Source organism: Cypionkella sp. TWP1-2-1b2, from assembly GCF_049896245.1.
Classification (GTDB): domain Bacteria; phylum Pseudomonadota; class Alphaproteobacteria; order Rhodobacterales; family Rhodobacteraceae; genus Cypionkella.
In genome coordinates this window covers 1-19,024 of the sequence record NZ_JAFCTX010000046.1, presented here as the reverse complement: position 1 = coordinate 19,024, position 19,024 = coordinate 1, and the positions used below count along the sequence as shown (strand labels likewise).

The following is a 19,024-nucleotide window of genomic DNA, read 5'->3' as shown; positions in this document are numbered from 1 at the left end:
ATGCATCCCAAATCAGGGAGGAAATTGGGATGCTTGATCCTTGCGGATTACTTGGCAGCGGTAGCTGCGGTGGCTTTTTTGGTCGCAGCGGACACTTCGTCGGTGGCTTTTTTGACAACAGCCGAAGCTTCAGCCGAAACGTCTTTGCCAGCAGCCAGCATCAACTCGACGGTTTCCATCTGCACTTTTTTCGCCACTTCAGCGAAAGCAGCCATGTTTTCCGAAGCCAGCTCAGCAGCAGCCGAAGCAAAATCGGTCATCGACTTGGTGTAGTCAGCCGGCTCGGCTTTCGCTTTGGCAGCGCCCGACAGCTTGGCGATGGTCTCTTTTGCCCATTTGGACGAGATTTCGGTCGATTTTTCAGCAGCTTCCAGCGCCACTTTCGACAGTTTCTCACCAAACGCGGCTTGGGTTTTGAAAGCGTTCTGGAACGCCGAAGCGTCAACCGGGAACTTAGCCATCATGTCTTGCATGGTTTTGCTGAAATCATTCGCATTGGTCATTTTATGCTCCTACAGGTCTGCGGGAGATAACCCGCTTTTCGGTAAGTCAGATATAAATGCTGCAGTGCAGCATTGCAAGTGAATTTTCTGCAACGCGGCGATGACAGTGTCGCAGGGCTTGCGCAGGATGCCGCGAGGGAAACGCGTGTGAACTCAGCCCTTTGGTGAGTTTGGTTGCAGCGAGACATAAGTGCCGGGAGCTGGGCACAGCACCGGACGCACCGAATCACCCGGAACCCGCGCAGGAATTTGCGCGCCCGACTGTATCGCAAGCCATGCGCCCCAGCGCGGCCACCAGCTACCCTGATTGAAGCTGGCCCCTGCCATCCAATCATCCGGCGCGCCCGCCACGGCACCTGCGTTGGTGTAATGGCCGTATTTGCCTTTCGAGGGCGGATTGATGATGCCCGCGACATGGCCAGATTGCGAGACGATGAAGGTTTTGTCGGCTGACCCCATCTGCTTGAAGCCGTTAAAGCTGCCACGCCAATGCGCGATATGATCCGTCTCACAGGCAATGGCGCAGACCGGAATCTGGATATCCTTCAGGCTGACGTTATGGCCGAACACCTTATAGGTGCCTTGCGCCAGCCCATTATCCTGGCAAAGACCACGCAGGTATTCGATCGCCATCTTGCAGGGCAGATTGGTGCCGTCGCCGTTCCAATAGAGCAGGTCAAACGCGGGCGGGGCCTCACCCATCATGTAGCTTTTGATCGCCGGGCCGTAGATGAGGTCATTTGAGCGCAGATAGCTGAAGGTCCGGCTCATGAAGGTTTTCGAGAGCATGCCATCGGCAAGGCTTTGGCGTTCGATCCCATCAAGGAAATCATTGTCGAGGAAGACGCCGACCTCACCCGGATCAGAGAAATCGGTCAGCATGGTGAAGAAGGTAGCCGATTTCACCGAAGTGTCGCCTGCACGGTGCAGGTGCGACAGCGTCAGGCTCAGCGCGGTGCCCGCGATGCAATAGCCGACCGCGTTGATCTGTTTTTGATCGGTGATGCGGCGCACTTCGGCCATTGCGGTGAGGTAGCCTTCGCGGATGTAATCATCCATGCCGACATCAGCATAAGACGCATCCGGGTTCACCCATGAGACGATGAACAATGTGAAACCCTGATCGACGATCCATTTGATCAGCGAGTTTTGCGGCTTGAGATCCATCACATAGAATTTGTTGATCCATGGCGGGAAGATCAGCAGCGGCGTTTGAAAAACCGTTTCGGTGCTGGGGCTGTATTGGATCAGTTCCAGCATCCGGTTGCGAAACACCACTGATCCGGGGGTGGTGGCAATATTCTCGCCCAAGATAAACGCCTCACGGTCGGCCAAAGTCACCGCAAGCTCGCCATTGTTGGCCTCAACATCCGCAACCAGATTTTCCAAGCCGCGCACAAGACTTTCGCCATCGGTCGCCACCGCTTTTTCCAAAGCATCCGGGTTGGTGCCCAGAAAATTGGTCGGCGACAGCATATCGACGATCTGCTTGGTGAAATACTCGACACGCTTTTTGTCGCCGGGATCAATCGATTCCATATCGCCGACGGCATCGCGCACCGCCTCGGCGTTGAACAAATACTGCTGTTTCAAATAGTTGAACGCCGGATGCGTGTCCCACAACGGGTTGGCAAAGCGGCGATCTTTCGGGCCGGGATCGGCAGGTGCCTTCAATTCACCGCTCGCCAAGGCAGCTTGGGCCTCGACATAGTGCTTCATCGTCTTGCCCCAATAGGCGATCTGATGCTCCAGCACTTTCGCCGGATTCTGCATCATTCCGGCCAGATAAGCGGCGGCGGCCTTCATATACATGTCTTGCCCCGGCCCCTGCACACCCGGATCGGAAGACTTTTTGTTTGCTAAAGCTGCCATCAGACGCGCTGACAATGCTTCAATTTTGGCAAGATTAGCCGTCATCTTCTCTAATTTTGCACCGGCAGCAGTGTCTTCGGTTGTCATGTTAATCTTTAACCCCTATTCTTTCTGCTGTGCAGCATAACGTCGCCCCGCCGCAAGGGCCCGACGATGATTGGGCCGGGGCCCTCTCCCCGCAAGGAGTCGTGATGAAGTATATGGCGACCTACGACCTTATGGAAAGTATTCGTAACACCAATGAGTGGATGGGCGCTACCGCGCGCGCCATGGCGTCTTATCCGGCGTTCTCGATGACGATGAGTCCGATGCTGAACGTTATGGCGGCTTGGGGCGAGGTGACCGAACGCAGCTTTGGCCGCATGGTGGTCAAGCCAGATTGGGGCATCCGCTCGATTCCAGGGCCCGATGCGCAAGACCATCTGGTGGATGTGGTGCCGGTGGTGGAGCACGCCTTTGGCAGCCTGATGCAGTTCAAAGTGCGCCGCCGTGCGCCAATGGCCCGCAAAGTGCTGCTGGTGGCCCCGATGTCGGGACATTATGCCACACTGCTGCGCTCGACCGTGTCCAGCCTGCTGCCCGATGCGGATGTCTATATCACCGATTGGCACAATGCCCGCGACATTCCGGTGTCGGAAGGCAAGTTCGATATCGAAGATTACACGCTTTATCTGGTTGATTTCATGCGCGCCTTGGGGCCTGATACCCATGTAATCGCGGTCTGCCAGCCTGCCCCTTTGGCTTTGGCCGCGACGGCCTATCTAGCGGCGGAAGACCCCGATGCGCAGCCGCGTTCGCTGACGCTGATCGGCGGGCCGATTGATCCCGATGCCGCCGCGACCGATGTGACCGACTTTGGCCGCCGCATCACCATGGGCCAGTTGGAGCAGATCGCCATCCAGCGCGTCGGCTTCAAATACAAAGGTGTCGGCCGTCTGGTCTATCCGGGCTTGCTGCAACTGCAAAGCTTCATGTCGATGAATGCTGAGCGGCATAAGAAGGCGTTCAGTGAGCAGATCATGCGGGTGGCGCAGGGTGATGCCTCGGATCACGACGCGCATAATCGGTTTTATGACGAATATCTGGCGGTGATGGATATGACTGCCGAATTCTACCTTTCCACCGTCGAGCGGATCTTCAAGAACCGCGAGATTGCGAAGAACGAATTTGTTGTCGCGGGCAAAAAGGTCGATATCGGCGCGATCACCAAGGTGGCCGTGATGACGGTTGAGGGCGAGAATGACGATATTTCCGCCCCCGGCCAATGCGTCGCGGCTTTGGATATGCTGACCGGATTGCCAGACAGCAAGAAAGCGCAACATCTGGAGCCGGGGGCTGGCCATTACGGCATCTTCGCGGGCAAAAGCTGGCGGCTGAACATCCGGCCTTTGGTATTATCGTTCATCGACGCCAATTCGGGGGCGCCGAAGGTGGCAAAATTAGCTTCGGTGAAGGCCAGCAACTAAGCTGCTGCTTGCAACCGGGGGCATTGTCCCCCGGCTGCACCGCTTGTCGCTTTTTACGCGAAGGGCATGACCAAACTTTCTTCCCCGCTGGGAATGACTTGTGGTCAGAGCCAATGTTTTGATCGTTTAACACAATATATGGTAGTAAGCGGGGAACTTGGCAGCGTCCTAGCGCGGTTTCCGACCCGCTACCGCAGCATCATCGGCCCGGCGAGAAACGCTTCGATCGCCTTTGAGACCACTTCGGGCTGCTCTAAACTGGCCAGATGGCCTGCGGCCTCGATCACCAACAGCTTGCCGTAGGGCATCAGATTGGCGGTGAATTCCTGCCTGCGCATCGGCACCAGCGTGTCGGCCTCGCCCGCGATCACCAGCACAGGCAGCTTGACCTTACGCATGGTTTTCTGCTGGTCAGGGCGGCGTTGCAGCGCGCGCGATTGGCGCAGAAACACACCCTCGCCCAGACCCAGCGCCATATCCTGCACCAGCGCCATGATCTCCTCGCGCCAAGGCGCATCGACGATGGCCGACAGCGGAATTTCCTGTCGCATCGCCTCGGCCAAACGCCCCGATTTCGCGGCGACAATCCGGGCTTCGCGCGCGGCGGCGGCTTGCGGCGGTTCCGACAGCGGATCGGTCGCCATGAGCACCACGCGGGTGACGCGGTCAGGGATACGGCGGATCAAATCCAGCGCGATATCGCCGCCCAGCCCATGCCCCAACAGCGCGAATTTCTCGGGAAGACCGGGGAGGATGGCCTCTGACATTTGCTCCACCGTCTCACCCTTGGTCGGCAACACCACCTGCATCGCCCGCGCCGCCCCCAGCTGCACCATCTGCGGCAAAAACAACCGCGCATCGGCCATCAGGCCGGGGATCAGCACCAAGGGTTCGGGATGCGGCATCAGGCGGTGCCTTTCAGCACGTCGGCAATGGCATCAGTGATCAGCGCAAGGCAAGCGGGGGTGGAAAACCGATGATCGGCCCCCTTCACCAAGGTCAGGTGAATATCACCGCCCGTCGCATGATCCAGCAGGCGCAGCGCGACCGAGGGCGGCACGTCAACGTCGGCGGTGCCTTGCAGCAGGCGGGTGGGGAAATTCAAGCTGAGAGGTGCGCGGAGAACCAGCCGATTGCGGCCCTCCTCGATCAGGCGCCGCGTGATGATATAGGGGCTGTCGGCATAGTCCGACGGCAGGCCGATCTGGCTTTTATCCATGATTTCAGCGCGTTGCACATCAGTGAAATCCGCCCATATAGAATCTTCGGTAAAATCCGGCGCTGCGGCGATGCCCACCAGCCCCGCGATGCGCGCCGGGATCGCGCGGGCCACCAGCAGCGAAATCCAGCCGCCCATCGATGAGCCAACCAGCACCAGCGGCCCCGAAGTCACCGCCTCAATCACCGCCAAAGCATCCTCGAACCAATCGCCAATCGCACCATCGAGGAAATCGCCTGATGAGGTGCCATGCCCGGAATAGTCCAACCGCAGGAACGCCCGCCCCCTAGCTTCGGCCCAATCCTGCAAATACACCGCCTTGGTCCCGGTCATGTCCGATTTGAAACCGCCCAAAAACACCACGCAAGGCCCCTGCCCCTTGGTGAAATGGTAAGCAATCCGGCGGCCCTGAGGCGTCGTCAACTGGTGCGGTTCGGTCATGCTGCCTCACTTTTTCACCACCATAGCGGCCTGCGGTTGACAAGGCCACGGGCGATAGGCAAAACCCCGCCCACATAACCCGCAACCGGGCGTTTCGTAGGCGCCAAAACGACGAGGAGGACGCTATGTCCCAGATTTCCCTGACGTTCCCTGATGGCAACAAGCGCGATTATGCCGCTGGCGTGACGGGTGCCGAGGTGGCTGCGTCCATCGCCCCCGGTCTGGCCAAAAAGGCCATCTCGGCCACGGTGAACGGCGCGCATTACGATCTGCAATGGCCGATCCATGCCGATGCCAGCATCGCCATTCACACTTTGGCTGATGACGCGCAGGCGCTGGAACTGATACGCCACGATGCAGCACATATTATGGCGCGCGCGGTGCAGGAAATCTGGCCGGATGTGAAAGTCACCATCGGCCCGGTGCGCGATTACGGCTGGTTCTACGATTTCGACCGTGCCGAGCCGTTCACGCCGGAAGACCTCGGCCAGATTGAGGCCAAGATGAAGCAAATCATCAACGCCCGCGATCCGGTGCGCACCGAAATCTGGGACCGCGCCCGCGCGATCAAATTCTACCAAGACAAGAACGAACCCTTCAAGGTTGAGTTGATCAACCGCATCCCCGAGGGCGAAGACCTGCGGATGTATTGGCATGGCAACTGGCAGGACTTTTGCCGGGGTCCGCACTTTGCCCATACCGGTCAAGTTCCCGCCGATGCCTTCAAGCTGACGCATGTGGCCGGGGCCTATTGGTTGGGCGATGCGTCACGCCCGATGTTGCAGCGCATCTACGGCCTCGCGTTCAAGAACCGCGACGATCTGAAAGCCCATATGACCATGCTGGAGGAGGCCGCCAAGCGTGACCACCGCAAGCTGGGGCGTGAGATGGACCTGTTCCACATTCAGGACGAAGCCCCCGGCATGGTGTTCTGGCATCCGCATGGCTGGACAATCTACCGTCAGCTGGAAGATTACATGCGCGGCCGCCAGAAAGCCGCTGGTTATAAAGAAATCAAGACGCCACAAGTGGTGGACCGGGTTTTGTGGGAGAAATCCGGCCATTGGGAGGCCTACCGCGAGAATATGTTCATCGTCGAGGTCGACGAGGACGGCGAAAAGGCCAAGCGCATCAACGCGCTTAAACCGATGAACTGCCCCTGCCATGTGCAAATTTTCAACCAAGGTTTGAAGTCGTATCGTGACCTGCCGCTGCGGTTGGCCGAGTTCGGCTCGTGCCACCGCTACGAATCGTCCGGCTCGATGCACGGGCTGATGCGGGTGCGCGGCTTTACCCAAGATGACGCGCATATCTTCTGCACCGAAGATCAGATCGAGAGCGAATGTGCAGGCTTCATTCGGCTTTTGTCCAGCGTTTACAAAGACCTCGGCTTTGACAGCTTTGACATTAAACTTTCCACCCGCCCAGAAGTGCGCATCGGCACCGACGAACAGTGGGATAAAGTGGAAGGGGCTTTGACCAAAGCTATCGAACAGCTTGCCCTGCCCTATGAAATCAACCCTGGCGACGGCGCATTCTATGGCCCGAAACTGGACTTCAAACTCACCGACGCCATCGGGCGGCAGTGGCAGTGCGGCACCTTCCAAGTGGATGCGCAACTTCCCGACCGTCTGGGCGCAGAGTATGTCGGTGAAGATGGGGCAAAGCATATGCCCTATATGCTGCACCGCGCGATTCTGGGGTCATTCGAGCGCTTCATCGGCATCCTGATCGAAAACTACGCCGGAAAACTGCCGTTCTGGCTGGCGCCACGTCAGGTGGTGGTGGCCTCGATTGTGTCCGATGCCGACCCGTTCGTGCATGAGATCACCAATGCGCTGATCAAGGCGGGGGTGAGGGCCGAGGCGGATACCCGCAACGAAAAGATCAACTACAAGGTGCGCGAACACTCAGTAGGCAAAGTGCCAGTGATCCTCGCCGTCGGCATGAAAGAGGTCGAAGATCGCACCGTGTCCGTCCGCCGCTTGGGCGACAACCGCACCGAGACGATCAGCATGGATCAGGCTCTGGCCGAGTTTGGCTTTGCAGCCCTGCCGCCAGCAGGACACTAAACTCTGCCCAATTTCACATTGGTCTAAATACTCCCGCCGGAGGCTTCCGCCGAAATCGCGCAAGCCTCCGGCGGGAGTATTTCAAAAAGAGCAAATCCAAGACCCGGCAGCGCCGCCGAGCGGTGGCTCGATGCCACCCGAGGCGGCAGATGTTTTAATGGGCGTCAGGTTGCCTGGCTGCCAGTGCCAACACGCCGCCAAGGCCGCACATCGCAATCGGGAACATCGTGAAAACGCTGAATCCGAAGGCGACATAGATCCCCACCGCCGCCGCCAGCATCAGAACGCCTGCCGGAATATTCTGCGACCGCGCCATCGCTGCCCCCGCAATCGCAAGGATCGGGGCCAGAAAGCTGGCCAGTTTGATCACCATCGGATGATCGACTTGGTTGCCGAAGTCGCCAATCGCGCCGTGGCTGGCCACAAACTCGGTATATCCATAGCCGAAAAACCCAACAATCATGGCCAAAACGCCGCCAATCAGGCCTAAAGTCAGTGCAGCGTTTCTCACCCGAATCTCCGTGCTTGATTTTCGCCTAAGGTTTGGCATGATTTCATCAGTGACGACAGACTTTCTGAACGCCTGACTTGGCCCGGAAGACCTGGATTGCACGGCCCGGGGTAATATCGCCTCGGGGGGGTTGAGATAGGAGAGACGGCATGCCAACCGGCACCGTAAAATGGTTCAACAGCACGAAGGGCTACGGCTTTATTGCGCCCGATGATGGCGGGAAGGATATCTTCGTTCACATCTCGGCAGTCGAGCGCGCCGGGCTGAAGGGCCTGAATGACAACCAGAAAATCGGCTTTGAGCTGCAATCTGGTCGCGATGGCAAGGAATCCGCAGGCGATCTGCGCTTGCTTTAGAGCGGTTCGGGTTTCGCGAGATAGAGTATCGGAAAACGCGTTCGAGCGTCGCGAGAGGCAGTGATTTTCGATGCAATATGAACACGAAGCGCTCTCAAGTTTGAAAGCGGCCCTTACGGGGGCCGTTTTCCTTACAGCAGGGCCGCTTGCACCGCGTCATCCCAGCCGAGGTAGAATTTGCCACCGGCGTCAATAACCGGGCGTTTCATTACGGCGGGTTGTGCGGCTATTTGCGCCTCGGGGTCCGAGGCTTTCAGGAAATCGTTGAAACCGCGATAGGTGGTGGATTGCTTGTTCACCGCGCGGTCGCCAAATTCCATCACGATCTTGTCAATTTCAGCTTCGGAAAGCGGCTCTGCCCGGATGTCGCGGAAGGTCACGGATTTGCCCGCAGCCTCCAGCGCTTTCAGGGCTTTCTTGCAGGTGTCGCAGGTGGAGATGCCGTAGAGGATCATTGCAGGCCTTTGAATATCATCTTGGTCAGGGCGACCCCGCCCCAAGCAGAAGCGGCGGTCAGGAAGGTGCCCCAGATCAGATCGGTTGCGACCATCTCGGGGCTCCACGCCTTCATAATCGCGTAGCTGGTGAATTCATAGGTGCCGTAGGCCATCGCGCCCAAGATCGCGGCGGGCAGAAACACCGGAGTGTCGGATTTCAGGCCGGGGATCGAAATCAGGTAGAGCAGCCCCGCGACATAAGCGGCGTAGAAGGCGGCGGCGGGCAGGTAGCGGATTTCCGTCAGCAGTTGATCGCCAAGGTTTCGGCGAAACAGCGGCTGCATATGGAGGGTCAGCATCACGGCGTCCAGAATCAGGAAGATCAGCGCGGTCAGGATATAGAGGGTTGCGATTTGCATGGAGCTCTCCCTTTTACAGACGTAGGTTCTTCTTACACAGGTAGGTTGCGGCGTGGGTTTGGCGAGGGGTTTTCGGAGGGTCCCAACTCGGGACCTTTTAGATGTGTTATATATCAAGGGGTTGACTAGGGCGTTTTAACGGAAAATTAAGCTTTTGCCGCAAACAGCCGCCGGATTTGGATGTTCAGCCATGGCAGATACCACGCCTCCCAGCGCAAAACCGGATAGGCGAAGGCGATGGTGAAGGCCCAGGTGGCTGCAAAAGCGGCCAGCAGTTGCGATGGCGTGCCAAGGGGGGCGGTGTTCACATAGACGAAGCTGCCAAGGGTCAGGATACCAATGGTATGGCTGATATAGAGCGGGAAGGACCAGCGGCCAAGGCCTTGGCTGAACGGGTGCAAAAGCAAACGCGGGGCCGCGCCGGGGGTGGTGACGCCCCAGAGCAGCAGTGCCGCCCCCGGCAAGGTCCACAGCGGCGAAGGCTCGCCCGACGCCGGGGCCGGAGTTCCGAGCAAGCTCAGGCCCAACACGATCAGTGCCATTCCCAGCGGGGCCGGGATAAAGTAACGCTTTGCATAGGCAAAGGCGAGCGCTGCGCCGATTGTGAACGCCCAGCCAAAACCGTAGGGGATCACAATAGTCAGCGCCAGCAACAGCGCCGCGAGGCTGATTTTCACTATCAGAAGCCGATGATGAGCGACATTGATCAGCACAAAGGCTGCGAAAAACGCAAGCAGGCTGCCGTAAAACTCGATCAGCATGGTCCAGAGATTGGTGTTATAATGCAGCGGTCGATAATGCAGAAACATCGTCAGACTTTCGCGCAAGGCCAAGGCAAGATTGGGCGCAAGCATTTGATCTGCATTGGCAAAACTCGCCAGCCAGTCCGAGCCGTTAAGCTGAGCCGATGTGTCATTGGCGTTCAAACCGAAGCGCAGCACAACATAGCCCAGCAGCGTGCCATAGAGCGCCGAGGGCCAAAGTCGTGGCAAACGTTTCAGCGCAGCACTGAGCAGAATTTTAACATCCGGCGTTTGATAGTACTTCAGCGTCAGCACGAAACCGGACAGCAGAAAAAACAGATAAACCGCGCCCATGCCATTCAGCAGCCAGCCAAGGCTGTAGGCCAGCAGCGGCTGTTCCATCTCGGCCCTTAATCCCGGCAGGAACGCCAAGGCGAAATGGTGAAACACGACCACGACAGAGGCATAGCCGCGCAGCGCCTCTAGCGCGCGCAGGCTGGGGTCTGTGGTGCGGTCAAAGGGTGGCACGGCGGCTCCGGTGGTTTTGCGGATTGGGGCAGAGATCTGTGGCGAATTTATAGCGATTTCTGGGGTGTTGGGAAAATTGCTCACGTTTTTGGCATCGGTGTGAAAAACATTCGGCGGATCGGCGTAAATCCATATGCTGGGGATGGAATACGGGAGGTCGCATGATCGACGCCAAACTTTTGCCGTTGCAGCGCCGGCTGTTGCGGGGGCCTGCGCGGGGGCTTGCGCGCTGGGTGACGGCGGATCAGGTCTCACTGGCCGGGTTTGCTCTGGGTGCGCTGGCGGTGCCGGCCTTGGGGTTTGGGTTTTATCGGCTGGCGCTGGTTTTGCTGGTGCTGAACCGGGTGGCGGATGGCTTGGACGGCGCGATTGCGCGGCTTGTCGGTCCGACGGATCGCGGGGCATTTCTGGATATTGCGCTGGATTTCGTGTTTTACGCGCTGTTTCCGCTGGGGTTTGCTTTGGCTGATCCGGCAGGCAATGCCCTGCCCGCAGCGGTGTTAATCGCCAGTTTTGTCGGCACCGGATCGTCGTTTCTGGCTTTTGCCAGCATTGCGGCACGGCGCGGTTTGACGGCGAAGGATTATCCCAGCAAGGGGATCTATTATCTGGGGGGTTTGACCGAAGGCTTTGAAACCATTGCGGTCTTTGCCTTGATGGCGCTGAATCCTGCGTGGTTTGCCGTGCTGGCTTATGGCTATGCGCTTGCCTGTTGCCTGACCACGGGCCTGCGCTGGCGGATGGGCTGGCAGGCCTTTGCCACTTAAGGCGCGCAGGCTATATCCTGCTGATATGAGCTGAATTTCTAAGATTGGAGTTGCCATGAAACTGCCGCTGGTTGCCGCCCTTGGGCTGATGTTTGCCACCCCTGCGCTCGCCGATTGGGCGCAGACTTTGGCCGAAGCCAAGGGCCAGACGGTGTATTTCAACGCTTGGGGCGGCGATGCGCGCACCAATGGGTTTATCGCTTGGGTCAGCACGCAGACCGAGGCGCAGTATGGTGTGAAGGTCGAGCAGGTGAAGCTGACGGATACAGCCGAGGCGGTCACGCGGGTGATTTCCGAAAAAGCGGCGGGGCAGGACACCGGCGGTTCGGTTGATCTGATCTGGATCAACGGGCCGAATTTTCTGGCGATGAAGGATCAGGGTTTGTTGCATGGGCCGTTCATAGCGGGGCTGCCGAACGCGCAGTATCTGGATTTGGGGGCGGGTTCTGCGGCCTCGGTGGATTTTACCGTGCCGGTCGCGGGCATGGAAAGCCCGTGGCGGCTGGCTAAGTTTGTGTTCAGCTATGACAGCGCCAAGGTGGCGGATGTGCCTGCGGATATGGCCGGTTTTGTCGCTTGGGCGGCGGCGCATAAGGGCCGGATGACGCATCCCGATCCGTCAAATTTCATGGGGGCGACGTTTTTGAAGCAGGCGTTGATTGAATTGGCCCCCGATGCAAGCGTGTTGCAGCAGCCAGTGACCGAGGCGGCTTTCGCTGCGGCCACGGCGCCTTTGTGGGCGTGGTATGACGCGTTGCGGCCGAACCTGTGGCAAGGCGGAGCGACGTTTCCGGCGAGTGGCGAGGTGCAAAGCCAGATGCTGAACGATGGCGAGGTCGATATTGCGATGTCGTTCGATCCGGCCTCGACTGCGGCGGCGATAGCCGAGGGGACTTTGCCCGCGACGGCGCGGGTGTTCGTGCCGAAAGCAGGCAGCATTGGCAATATCAGCTTTGTGGCGATCCCCTATAATGCGGCGCATGCGGCGGCGGCGGAGGTGGTGGCGAACTTTCTGCTAGAGCCTGCGACCCAAGCGCATATGCAGGATATTACGGTTTTGGGCTCGTTTTCAGTGCTGGACCCGGTGCGGTTGGATGCGGCAGGCACGGCGGCGTTTGCCGCTTTGCCGAAGGCTGATGCCCTGCCCGCGCTGGCTGATCTGGGGCCGGTATTGTTGGAGCCGCATGCCAGCTGGATGACGCGCTTGGTCGAGGAATGGGCCAAGCGCTACACCAAATGAGCCCCTTGCGTGGCGCGGTTTTGGCAGTTGTGCTGTTGGGGCTGATCGCACCGATTGTGGTGGGATTGGCGGAAACCGCGCGCGCGGCGTTTGGGGTGTTGCCCGCGTTGGGGTTGCGCGTATGGTCGCTGGAGCCGTGGCGGATGCTGATCTCGCAGCCGGGGTTTGCCAGCAGTCTGCGGCTGACTTTGGTGACGGGATTGGGTTCGACTCTGATCGCGCTGGCCTTGGCGGTGGGGTTTTGCGCCACAGCACCGGGGCGGATGCGGTGGCTGGCCCCGTTTCTTGCGACACCCCATGCGGCGATGGCGGTGGGGCTGGCGTTTGTTTTGGCGCCGTCGGGCTGGATCGCGCGGGCTTTGGCACCGGTGATGGGATGGGTGCAGCCGCCGGATATCGCCTCGGTGCATGACGGTTGCGGGCTGGCGCTGATGCTGGGGCTGGTGGTGAAAGAACTGCCGTTTTTGCTGTTGGTGATGGCGTCGGGGTTGGCGCAACTGCCCGTGGCGCGGCAGTTGGCTGTGGGACGGGCGATGGGCTATGGGCCGGGGGTGGCGTGGATCAAGCTGATCTTGCCGCAACTTTGGCCGCTGATCCGCCTGCCGGTTTGGGTGGTGCTGGCTTACGGGTTGTCGGTGGTGGATATGGCGATCATTCTGGGGCCGTCGAACCCGCCTACCTTGGCGGTGGCGGTGCTGCGCTGGTTTGGAGCTGCCGATGTGGCGCTGATCCTGCCGGCCTCGGCAGGGGCGTTGCTGCAGGCGGCGCTGGTGGTGGGCTGTATTGCCGGGCTGTGGGGGGCGGAGGTGGTGCTGCGCGTTATGGGCCGTTGGTGGTTGCGGCGCGGTGGGCGGGGGATGTCTTGGGCACCGGGTTTGCAGCTGGCGCGGCTTGGGGTGTGGGGGCTGATCGGGTTGGCTTCGCTGGCGCTGCTGGCGCTGCTGGTGTGGTCTCTGGCATGGCGCTGGTCTTATCCGATGCTGTGGCCGGAAGCGTGGTCCGGGGGGCTATGGATGAGCGCCATGTGGGGTAAGGCCTTGATCAACACACTTATTTTGGCGGGTGTCACCGTAGGGCTGTCGCTGCTGTTGGCGGTGTTCTGGCTGGAGGCGGAAGGTGATCTGCCGCGTGCGGCTTGGGCCGAGGCCTTGATCTATCTGCCCCTGCTGATGCCGCAGATCGGGTTTCTTTATGGGCTGAACGTGGTGTTTTTGCGGGCTGGCATCTCGGGTGGCTATATGGCTGTGATCTGGGCGCAGGCTTTGTTCGTGTTTCCCTATATGATGATCGCCTTGTCAGAGCCTTGGCGGGCGACGGACGCGCGGCTGTTGCGGGTTGGGGCGGCGTTGGGCGCGGGGCGCGGGCGGCGGTTGATCGCGCTGCGCTTGCCGATGCTGCTGGGCCCGATCCTGACCGCGGGCGCGATTGGGGTGGCGGTGTCGGTGGCGCAATATTTGCCGACGTTGTTTTTGGGCGCGGGGCGGATTGCGACGCTGACCACCGAGGCGGTGACACTGTCCTCCGGCTCGGATCGCCGGGTGACCGGGGTTTATGCCAGCCTGCAAGCCGCCCTGCCCTTCGCGGCTTATGGCTTGGCCGCAGCGATCCCGGCGTGGTGGCATCGCAACCGGCGTGATTTGCGGGGGGGTGGGCTGTGAGTTTGGAATTGGTCGAGCTTTCGGTGCGGCGTGGTGGGCTGGCTCTGTTCGCGCCACTGTCCTTGCAGGTGGCAGGCGGCGCGGTGGTGACGGTGATGGGGCCGTCTGGTGTCGGAAAATCCACCCTGCTCGACGCCATCGGTGGCCATCTGGCGCATGGGTTTTCGCAGGCAGGGCGGGTGCTGGTGCAGGGCCGCGATGTCACCGCTTTGCCCGCCGAGGCGCGGCGGATCGGGGTGATGTTTCAGGATGCGCTGCTGTTTCCGCATCTGTCGCTGGGGGATAATCTGGTGTTTGGGCTGCCTGCTGCCGCGCGCGGACGGGCGGTGCGGCGTGCGGCGGTGGAGGCGGCTTTGGCGCAGGCGGGGCTTGACGGCATGTATGCGCGTGATCCGGCGACACTGTCGGGTGGTCAGCGGGCGCGGGCGGCGTTGATGCGGGCGCTTTTGGCCGAGCCGTTGGCTTTGCTGTTGGATGAGCCATTTTCCAAGCTGGATGCGGGGTTGCGCGGCGAAATGCGGCGGTTTTTGTTTGGCCATCTGCGCGCACGCGGGATTGCAACCCTGATGGTGACGCATGATCCCGAGGATGCGGCAGAGGCGGGCGGGGCAGTGGTGGTTTTGTGAGGTTTAGGTTTGGGGCTGATCGCTGGGGTTTCACACCCCAGACCCCGTGGGATATTTGAGCAGAGAGGATGACAATTTTAGATAAACTTTAGGCAGTTAGCGGCGGAGATACTCTGTCGCGGTGCAGGTGGGGGTCTGCGCGCGTAACGGGATCGGGGGGAGTTGCTGCCAATCTATCGCGTCGAAATCGGGAAAGAAGGCGTCGGCATCCGGGATGTCCAGCGCGACTTCGGTGATCAGCAGGCGATCCGCCAAGGGCAGCAGCGCACGGTAGATGCCCGCGCCACCGATGCCATAGGCGCGGGCATAGCCGCTGGCGCGGGCAAATGTGAGAGCGGCTTCGGGGGTTGCGAAGACATGCTCGGTCAGGGTCGGGTCAGATGAGACCACGCAATTCAGCCGATTTTTCAACGGCTTAAACGGCAGGCTTTCCCAGGTCTTGCGACCCATGATGATCGCTCCACCTGTGGTTTCACGTTGGAAAAACGCCAGATCCTCGGGGGCAAACCACGGGATCAGGTTATCTTTACCAATGGCCCCATTGCGAGCGCGGGCGACGACGAGGCTGAGCATTTGCGCGATCTCCTACACGGCCACGGGGGCTTTGATCGCGGGATCGGGATCGTAGTTCAGAAACTCAAAATCCTCATACTTGAAATCAAACATCGAGCTGACTTCGCGCTTGATCCGCAGTTGCGGCAGGGGTTTCGGGCTGCGCGCAAGCTGGGTTTGCACTTGGTCCATATGGTTCGCATAGATATGCGCGTCGCCCATGGTATGGATGAAATCACCCGGCTCGTAGCCCGTGACATGCGCGAGCATCGTTTGCAGCAGCGCATAAGAGGCGATGTTGAACGGCACGCCAAGGAACATATCCGCCGAGCGTTGGTAGAGTTGCAGGTGCAGTTTGCGCCCCGCGATGCGGACTTGCCACAGGGTATGGCAAGGCGGCAGGGCCATATCCGGCACCTGCGCAGGGTTCCAGGCCGAGACAATCAGGCGGCGGCTGTCGGGGGTTTTGCGAATCGCGGTGACCAGATCGGCGATTTGATCCACGCTGTCGGCGTAGTAGAGCGGACGGTCTTGGGGGTCTGCACCTGCGGGCGTCAGCTTGGGAAACCGCCGCCATTGCGCGCCGTAGACCGGGCCAAGATCACCGTTCGCATCGGCCCATTCATCCCAGATGCCGACGCCATTCGCCTTCAGATAGCCGATGTTGGTATCGCCATTCAGGAACCACAACAGCTCGTGGATGATGGATTTCAGGTGCAATTTCTTGGTGGTGACCAGTGGGAAGCCTTGCGACAGATCGTAGCGGTTCTGCATCCCGAAATACGAAATCGTCCCGGTGCCGGTGCGGTCAGTCGAGGTTTCGCCCTCGGCCAGTACTTTGCGCAAGGCGTCGAGATAGGTTTGCACGTTTATGTTCCGTTTGGCTTGAGGGTTTTGGTTTTTGGGGACTTGTGACAAGCGGTTGTCAAGCTTGGCGGTGGTTTGTCTATATATAGACATGATCTCTGCGCAAGGCCAAGGCCGAAGCTTGCACTGTAAGGGGTGATGCCGGGCGGGCACAGCGGCGAAAGATTGGGAGACAAAATGGAATCCGCTTTGACTTTCAAGGGTTTTGCACGCAAAGTTGATGTGAATTTGCTTAGGGTGGGCCCGTCGATGAAACCGATTTATCTGCTGCTTGCAGCGGCGCTGACTTTGGCCGCTTGCGGTGGCAATCCGTTTGTTGACTCGCCGCCGGTGGACCCAACCGATCCGACCAATCCAGAAGCTCCGGTGACGGTCGATCCGAAGGTGGCGGTCGATTTGCGCTCGATCGTCTATGATCCCAGTGGGACGGGATCGCTGACGATGAACATCAACGGCCCAGTCGGCCAGTCGCCAAATGTGAAGTTCGACCGCGATGGATCGTTGGATGTGGCAGGTTATGAGGCTTATACATATCAGAACCTTATCACGCAGCGATCTTACATAGCGTTAGTGGCAAATAATGCCCGCGGGTCTCTACTGGCATCCGCGGTTTCGGATGGTGGGCAGTTTAACCGCCATTTCGGTGGCGGAACCTTTGCGCGGCTGGATGTTTATTCTGCTCCGGTAAGTTCGCCAACAACGGGCACGTTCACTTATGCTGGCACTTATGCAGGGATTTTCGCACCCGGTAATGCTTCGAGCGATTTGCCTGCCGGGCTGGTTGCGAATAATCCGTATAGGGTGCAGGGCGATGCCTCGGTAGTTGCCACTTTTGTCAACAGTCAGGTGGACGGCGGTGTCGCCAATCGCTGGATATTAGATGCGACGGGAAACAAAATTGATCTCAATGCTGATGGTGTTGTCGACGACGAAGACAAGTTGGTCGATATCGCTTTTCCAAGCGTGACGATCACCGCCAATGGTCAATTTCTTGGAGATGTTGAGGTGTCGTCGGCGCCCGATGTGCCCGATACTGGCAATGTGATTGGTAAGGTCAATGGGCTTTTTGGCGGTGCGGGGGCGACCGATGTGGCGGGTGCGATTGTGATCAATCCGATCCCCGGCAACACGGGCATTTGGGAACATGGCGTATTCAACCTGCCGCGTTGTGGCCTTGCGGGTGAGTCGCCGCTGTGCAATCCCAATCCGTTGCCGTGACACGCGGGCTGCGGTGGGCTTGGGCGGTTTGGCTTGGGCTTTGCTTGGTCGGAGTGCTTGGGCTGACCCCTGCGGTTGCGGAGACGGTGAAGCTTTCGCTGGATCAAGGGCGGATCATCGCGCGGCAGGCGCTGATGGCGGGCAATGCGGCTTTGGCGCGGGGTTTGGCGCTGGGGTTGTTGCAGGCGGACGGCCATGATCCCTACGCGCTGCTGATCCTGACGGCGGCGGAGACTCAGCTGGGCAATCCAACGGCGGGACGGCAGGCAGGGCGGGCGGCTTGGACGGCGGCGCGGGGCTTGCCAGAGGGGTTGCGCTATGACATCGCCCGTTACACCGCACTGGCTGCGCTGCAAGAGGGGCGGGTTTTGCCGACGCAGTTTTGGCTGCGCCGGGCGGTTGATACTGCGCCGACCCCGCAAGCGCGCGCGCAAACCATCAGTGATTACAAAGCTTTGCGTGGCAATACGCGGCTGCGCTATGCCATCGACCTTTCGGTGACGCCCAGCGACAATCTGAATGACGGCGCGTCGAGCAAGTACCTTTCGATTGATGATTGGTTCGTGCTGGGCACTTTGTCCGGCTCGGCACAGGCACTGTCGGGCGTGCGGGCGGATGCGCGGCTGCGGCTGACTTACCTGTTGCGGACAAGCGCGCAATCGCAGACCAGCCTTGGCTTTAGTGCGGCGGTGTCGCGCAATTTTCTGTCGGATGAGGCCAAACTGCTGGCCCCCGATCTGCGCGGCAAAGATCTTGATCAGAGTGCGGCGGAAGTCAGCATAACGCAGGATTTTCTGTGGCCGCAGAGCCAACACCCGATCAGCGTCAGTCTGGCGCTGGGGCAAAACTGGGCGGCGGGCCAAGTGGCGGGGCCCTATGCGCGGGCGCAAATCTCGACAGCTTTGGTGCAACGAGATCGCGCGGCGATCCGGCTGGAGGCCACCACGCAGCGGGCTTGGCGTACAGATTCGGTGATCAATGCCAATGCTTTATCCCTAGAAGGGCAGTATCGTTTGGGGGCAGGGTCGATCAACTGGGGGCTGGCGGTCAGTGATGTGGCAGGCACTGCGATCAATCAAAGCTACAATCGCGGCTCGGCCAGTTTGGGCTACCGTTTTGACAAGCCGATTGGGCCAGTGACGCTGTCGACCACCTTGACGGCGGCGAACAGCCATTACGACATTTATCAGCTTTTGGGCGCACAACTGACCAAGGGGCGCACCGACACGCAGTTCGACATCAGCGTCGATATGACGTTTCAAAACATCGGCTTGATGGGTTATTCACCGACGCTGAGCCTGTCGAAAACCACCACCCAATCCAACGTCAGTCGCTTTGAAAGCAACGGGGTGAATATCTCGGTCGGGATCACCTCGCAGTTCTGACCCCCCTCGCCTTTCCCGGTTTGCCTGCTAGAGCAAGTCGCCGTTCATATGATTCAGGCTTCCCATCTTGGACGGTTTCTGATTCCCTGATCTTTCCAGATATAGGGGATCGAGATGGGCAAATCACATCCTATGGAGCTTCGC

Annotated in this window: 19 protein-coding genes; 9 read left to right on the top strand and 10 right to left on the bottom strand. The window is 59.6% G+C overall.

Going from position 1 to position 19,024, the window contains the following annotated elements; translation table 11 throughout:
* Positions 1–47: 47 nt before the first annotated feature.
* Positions 48–503 carry a Phasin gene (locus ACP7AP_RS21010; protein ID WP_426037368.1) on the bottom strand — a complete coding sequence of 152 codons (456 nt, stop codon included), beginning with the start codon at positions 501–503 and terminating at the stop codon, positions 48–50.
* 153 nt (positions 504–656) lie between these two features.
* Entirely contained in the window at positions 657–2,462 is a 1,806-nt protein-coding gene (gene phaC, locus ACP7AP_RS21005) for a class I poly(R)-hydroxyalkanoic acid synthase (RefSeq protein WP_426037366.1), read from the bottom strand.
* A 104-nt stretch (positions 2,463–2,566) separates the two neighbouring features.
* Between phaC and phaZ the strand changes: the two genes are divergently transcribed.
* Positions 2,567–3,841 carry a polyhydroxyalkanoate depolymerase gene (phaZ, locus tag ACP7AP_RS21000; RefSeq protein WP_426037364.1) on the top strand — a complete coding sequence of 425 codons (1,275 nt, stop codon included), beginning with the start codon at positions 2,567–2,569 and terminating at the stop codon, positions 3,839–3,841.
* 188 nt (positions 3,842–4,029) lie between these two features.
* Here the strand turns inward: phaZ and ACP7AP_RS20995 are convergent, their stop codons facing one another.
* Positions 4,030–4,746, bottom strand: a complete 717-nt coding sequence (locus ACP7AP_RS20995) for an alpha/beta fold hydrolase (protein ID WP_426037362.1) — start codon at positions 4,744–4,746, stop codon at positions 4,030–4,032.
* Positions 4,746–5,501, bottom strand: coding sequence for an alpha/beta hydrolase (locus ACP7AP_RS20990; RefSeq protein ID WP_426037360.1), 756 nt, complete (start codon positions 5,499–5,501; stop codon positions 4,746–4,748). Before ACP7AP_RS20990 ends, ACP7AP_RS20995 begins: the two co-directional genes overlap by 1 nt.
* A gap of 125 nt (positions 5,502–5,626) precedes the next feature.
* Between ACP7AP_RS20990 and thrS the strand changes: the two genes are divergently transcribed.
* Positions 5,627–7,573 (top strand): threonine--tRNA ligase, encoded by a 1,947-nt coding sequence (thrS, locus tag ACP7AP_RS20985; protein ID WP_426037358.1) that lies wholly within the window; start codon positions 5,627–5,629, stop codon positions 7,571–7,573.
* Between the two features lie 154 nt (positions 7,574–7,727).
* On the opposite strand, the gene ACP7AP_RS20980 is transcribed toward thrS, so the two are convergent.
* Positions 7,728–8,084 (bottom strand): hypothetical protein, encoded by a 357-nt coding sequence (locus tag ACP7AP_RS20980; protein WP_426037356.1) that lies wholly within the window; start codon positions 8,082–8,084, stop codon positions 7,728–7,730.
* Between the two features lie 149 nt (positions 8,085–8,233).
* Between ACP7AP_RS20980 and ACP7AP_RS20975 the strand changes: the two genes are divergently transcribed.
* A complete protein-coding gene (locus tag ACP7AP_RS20975; RefSeq protein ID WP_054008012.1) occupies positions 8,234–8,440 on the top strand; it encodes a cold-shock protein in 207 nt (68 codons plus the stop codon).
* Between the two features lie 131 nt (positions 8,441–8,571).
* Here ACP7AP_RS20975 and ACP7AP_RS20970 read toward each other — a convergent pair whose 3' ends face one another.
* The 3 genes from ACP7AP_RS20970 to ACP7AP_RS20960 all read right to left on the bottom strand — a co-directional run bounded on the left by ACP7AP_RS20970 (position 8,572) and on the right by ACP7AP_RS20960 (position 10,651).
* On the bottom strand, positions 8,572–8,895 hold the full coding sequence (locus ACP7AP_RS20970) for an arsenate reductase family protein (protein ID WP_426037354.1): 324 nt from the start codon (positions 8,893–8,895) through the stop codon (positions 8,572–8,574).
* Positions 8,892–9,296: a DUF2177 family protein gene (locus tag ACP7AP_RS20965; RefSeq protein ID WP_426037352.1), complete on the bottom strand. Its 405-nt coding sequence runs from the start codon at positions 9,294–9,296 to the stop codon at positions 8,892–8,894. The genes ACP7AP_RS20970 and ACP7AP_RS20965 overlap by 4 nt, the downstream gene beginning before the upstream one ends.
* Positions 9,297–9,442: 146 nt before the next feature.
* Positions 9,443–10,651 (bottom strand): acyltransferase family protein, encoded by a 1,209-nt coding sequence (locus tag ACP7AP_RS20960; protein ID WP_426037350.1) that lies wholly within the window; start codon positions 10,649–10,651, stop codon positions 9,443–9,445.
* A gap of 77 nt (positions 10,652–10,728) precedes the next feature.
* Between ACP7AP_RS20960 and ACP7AP_RS20955 the strand changes: the two genes are divergently transcribed.
* The 4 genes from ACP7AP_RS20955 to ACP7AP_RS20940 are packed head-to-tail and all read left to right on the top strand — an operon-like array spanning position 10,729 to position 14,858.
* The gene (locus ACP7AP_RS20955) at positions 10,729–11,334 is read left to right on the top strand and encodes a CDP-alcohol phosphatidyltransferase family protein (RefSeq protein ID WP_426037348.1); all 606 of its coding nucleotides are present in this window, start codon (positions 10,729–10,731) and stop codon (positions 11,332–11,334) included.
* Positions 11,335–11,389: 55 nt separating this feature from the next.
* On the top strand, positions 11,390–12,574 hold the full coding sequence (locus ACP7AP_RS20950; RefSeq protein ID WP_426037346.1) for an ABC transporter substrate-binding protein: 1,185 nt from the start codon (positions 11,390–11,392) through the stop codon (positions 12,572–12,574).
* The gene (locus tag ACP7AP_RS20945; protein WP_426037344.1) at positions 12,571–14,232 is read left to right on the top strand and encodes an ABC transporter permease; all 1,662 of its coding nucleotides are present in this window, start codon (positions 12,571–12,573) and stop codon (positions 14,230–14,232) included. Before ACP7AP_RS20950 ends, ACP7AP_RS20945 begins: the two co-directional genes overlap by 4 nt.
* Positions 14,229–14,858: an ATP-binding cassette domain-containing protein gene (locus tag ACP7AP_RS20940; RefSeq protein WP_426037342.1), complete on the top strand. Its 630-nt coding sequence runs from the start codon at positions 14,229–14,231 to the stop codon at positions 14,856–14,858. Before ACP7AP_RS20945 ends, ACP7AP_RS20940 begins: the two co-directional genes overlap by 4 nt.
* Positions 14,859–14,954: 96 nt before the next feature.
* Here ACP7AP_RS20940 and ACP7AP_RS20935 read toward each other — a convergent pair whose 3' ends face one another.
* Together ACP7AP_RS20935 and ACP7AP_RS20930 are read right to left on the bottom strand one after the other, a co-directional pair.
* Positions 14,955–15,431 carry a dihydrofolate reductase gene (locus ACP7AP_RS20935; protein ID WP_426037340.1) on the bottom strand — a complete coding sequence of 159 codons (477 nt, stop codon included), beginning with the start codon at positions 15,429–15,431 and terminating at the stop codon, positions 14,955–14,957.
* Positions 15,432–15,443: 12 nt separating this feature from the next.
* Positions 15,444–16,277, bottom strand: coding sequence for a thymidylate synthase (locus ACP7AP_RS20930; RefSeq protein ID WP_426037338.1), 834 nt, complete (start codon positions 16,275–16,277; stop codon positions 15,444–15,446).
* Positions 16,278–16,643: 366 nt separating this feature from the next.
* Here ACP7AP_RS20930 and ACP7AP_RS20925 point away from each other — a divergent pair, with 366 nt between their 5' ends.
* Positions 16,644–17,495, top strand: a complete 852-nt coding sequence (locus ACP7AP_RS20925; RefSeq protein ID WP_426037336.1) for a hypothetical protein — start codon at positions 16,644–16,646, stop codon at positions 17,493–17,495.
* Positions 17,471–18,880 carry a hypothetical protein gene (locus tag ACP7AP_RS20920; protein ID WP_426037334.1) on the top strand — a complete coding sequence of 470 codons (1,410 nt, stop codon included), beginning with the start codon at positions 17,471–17,473 and terminating at the stop codon, positions 18,878–18,880. The genes ACP7AP_RS20925 and ACP7AP_RS20920 overlap by 25 nt, the downstream gene beginning before the upstream one ends.
* Positions 18,881–19,024 lie beyond the last annotated feature (144 nt).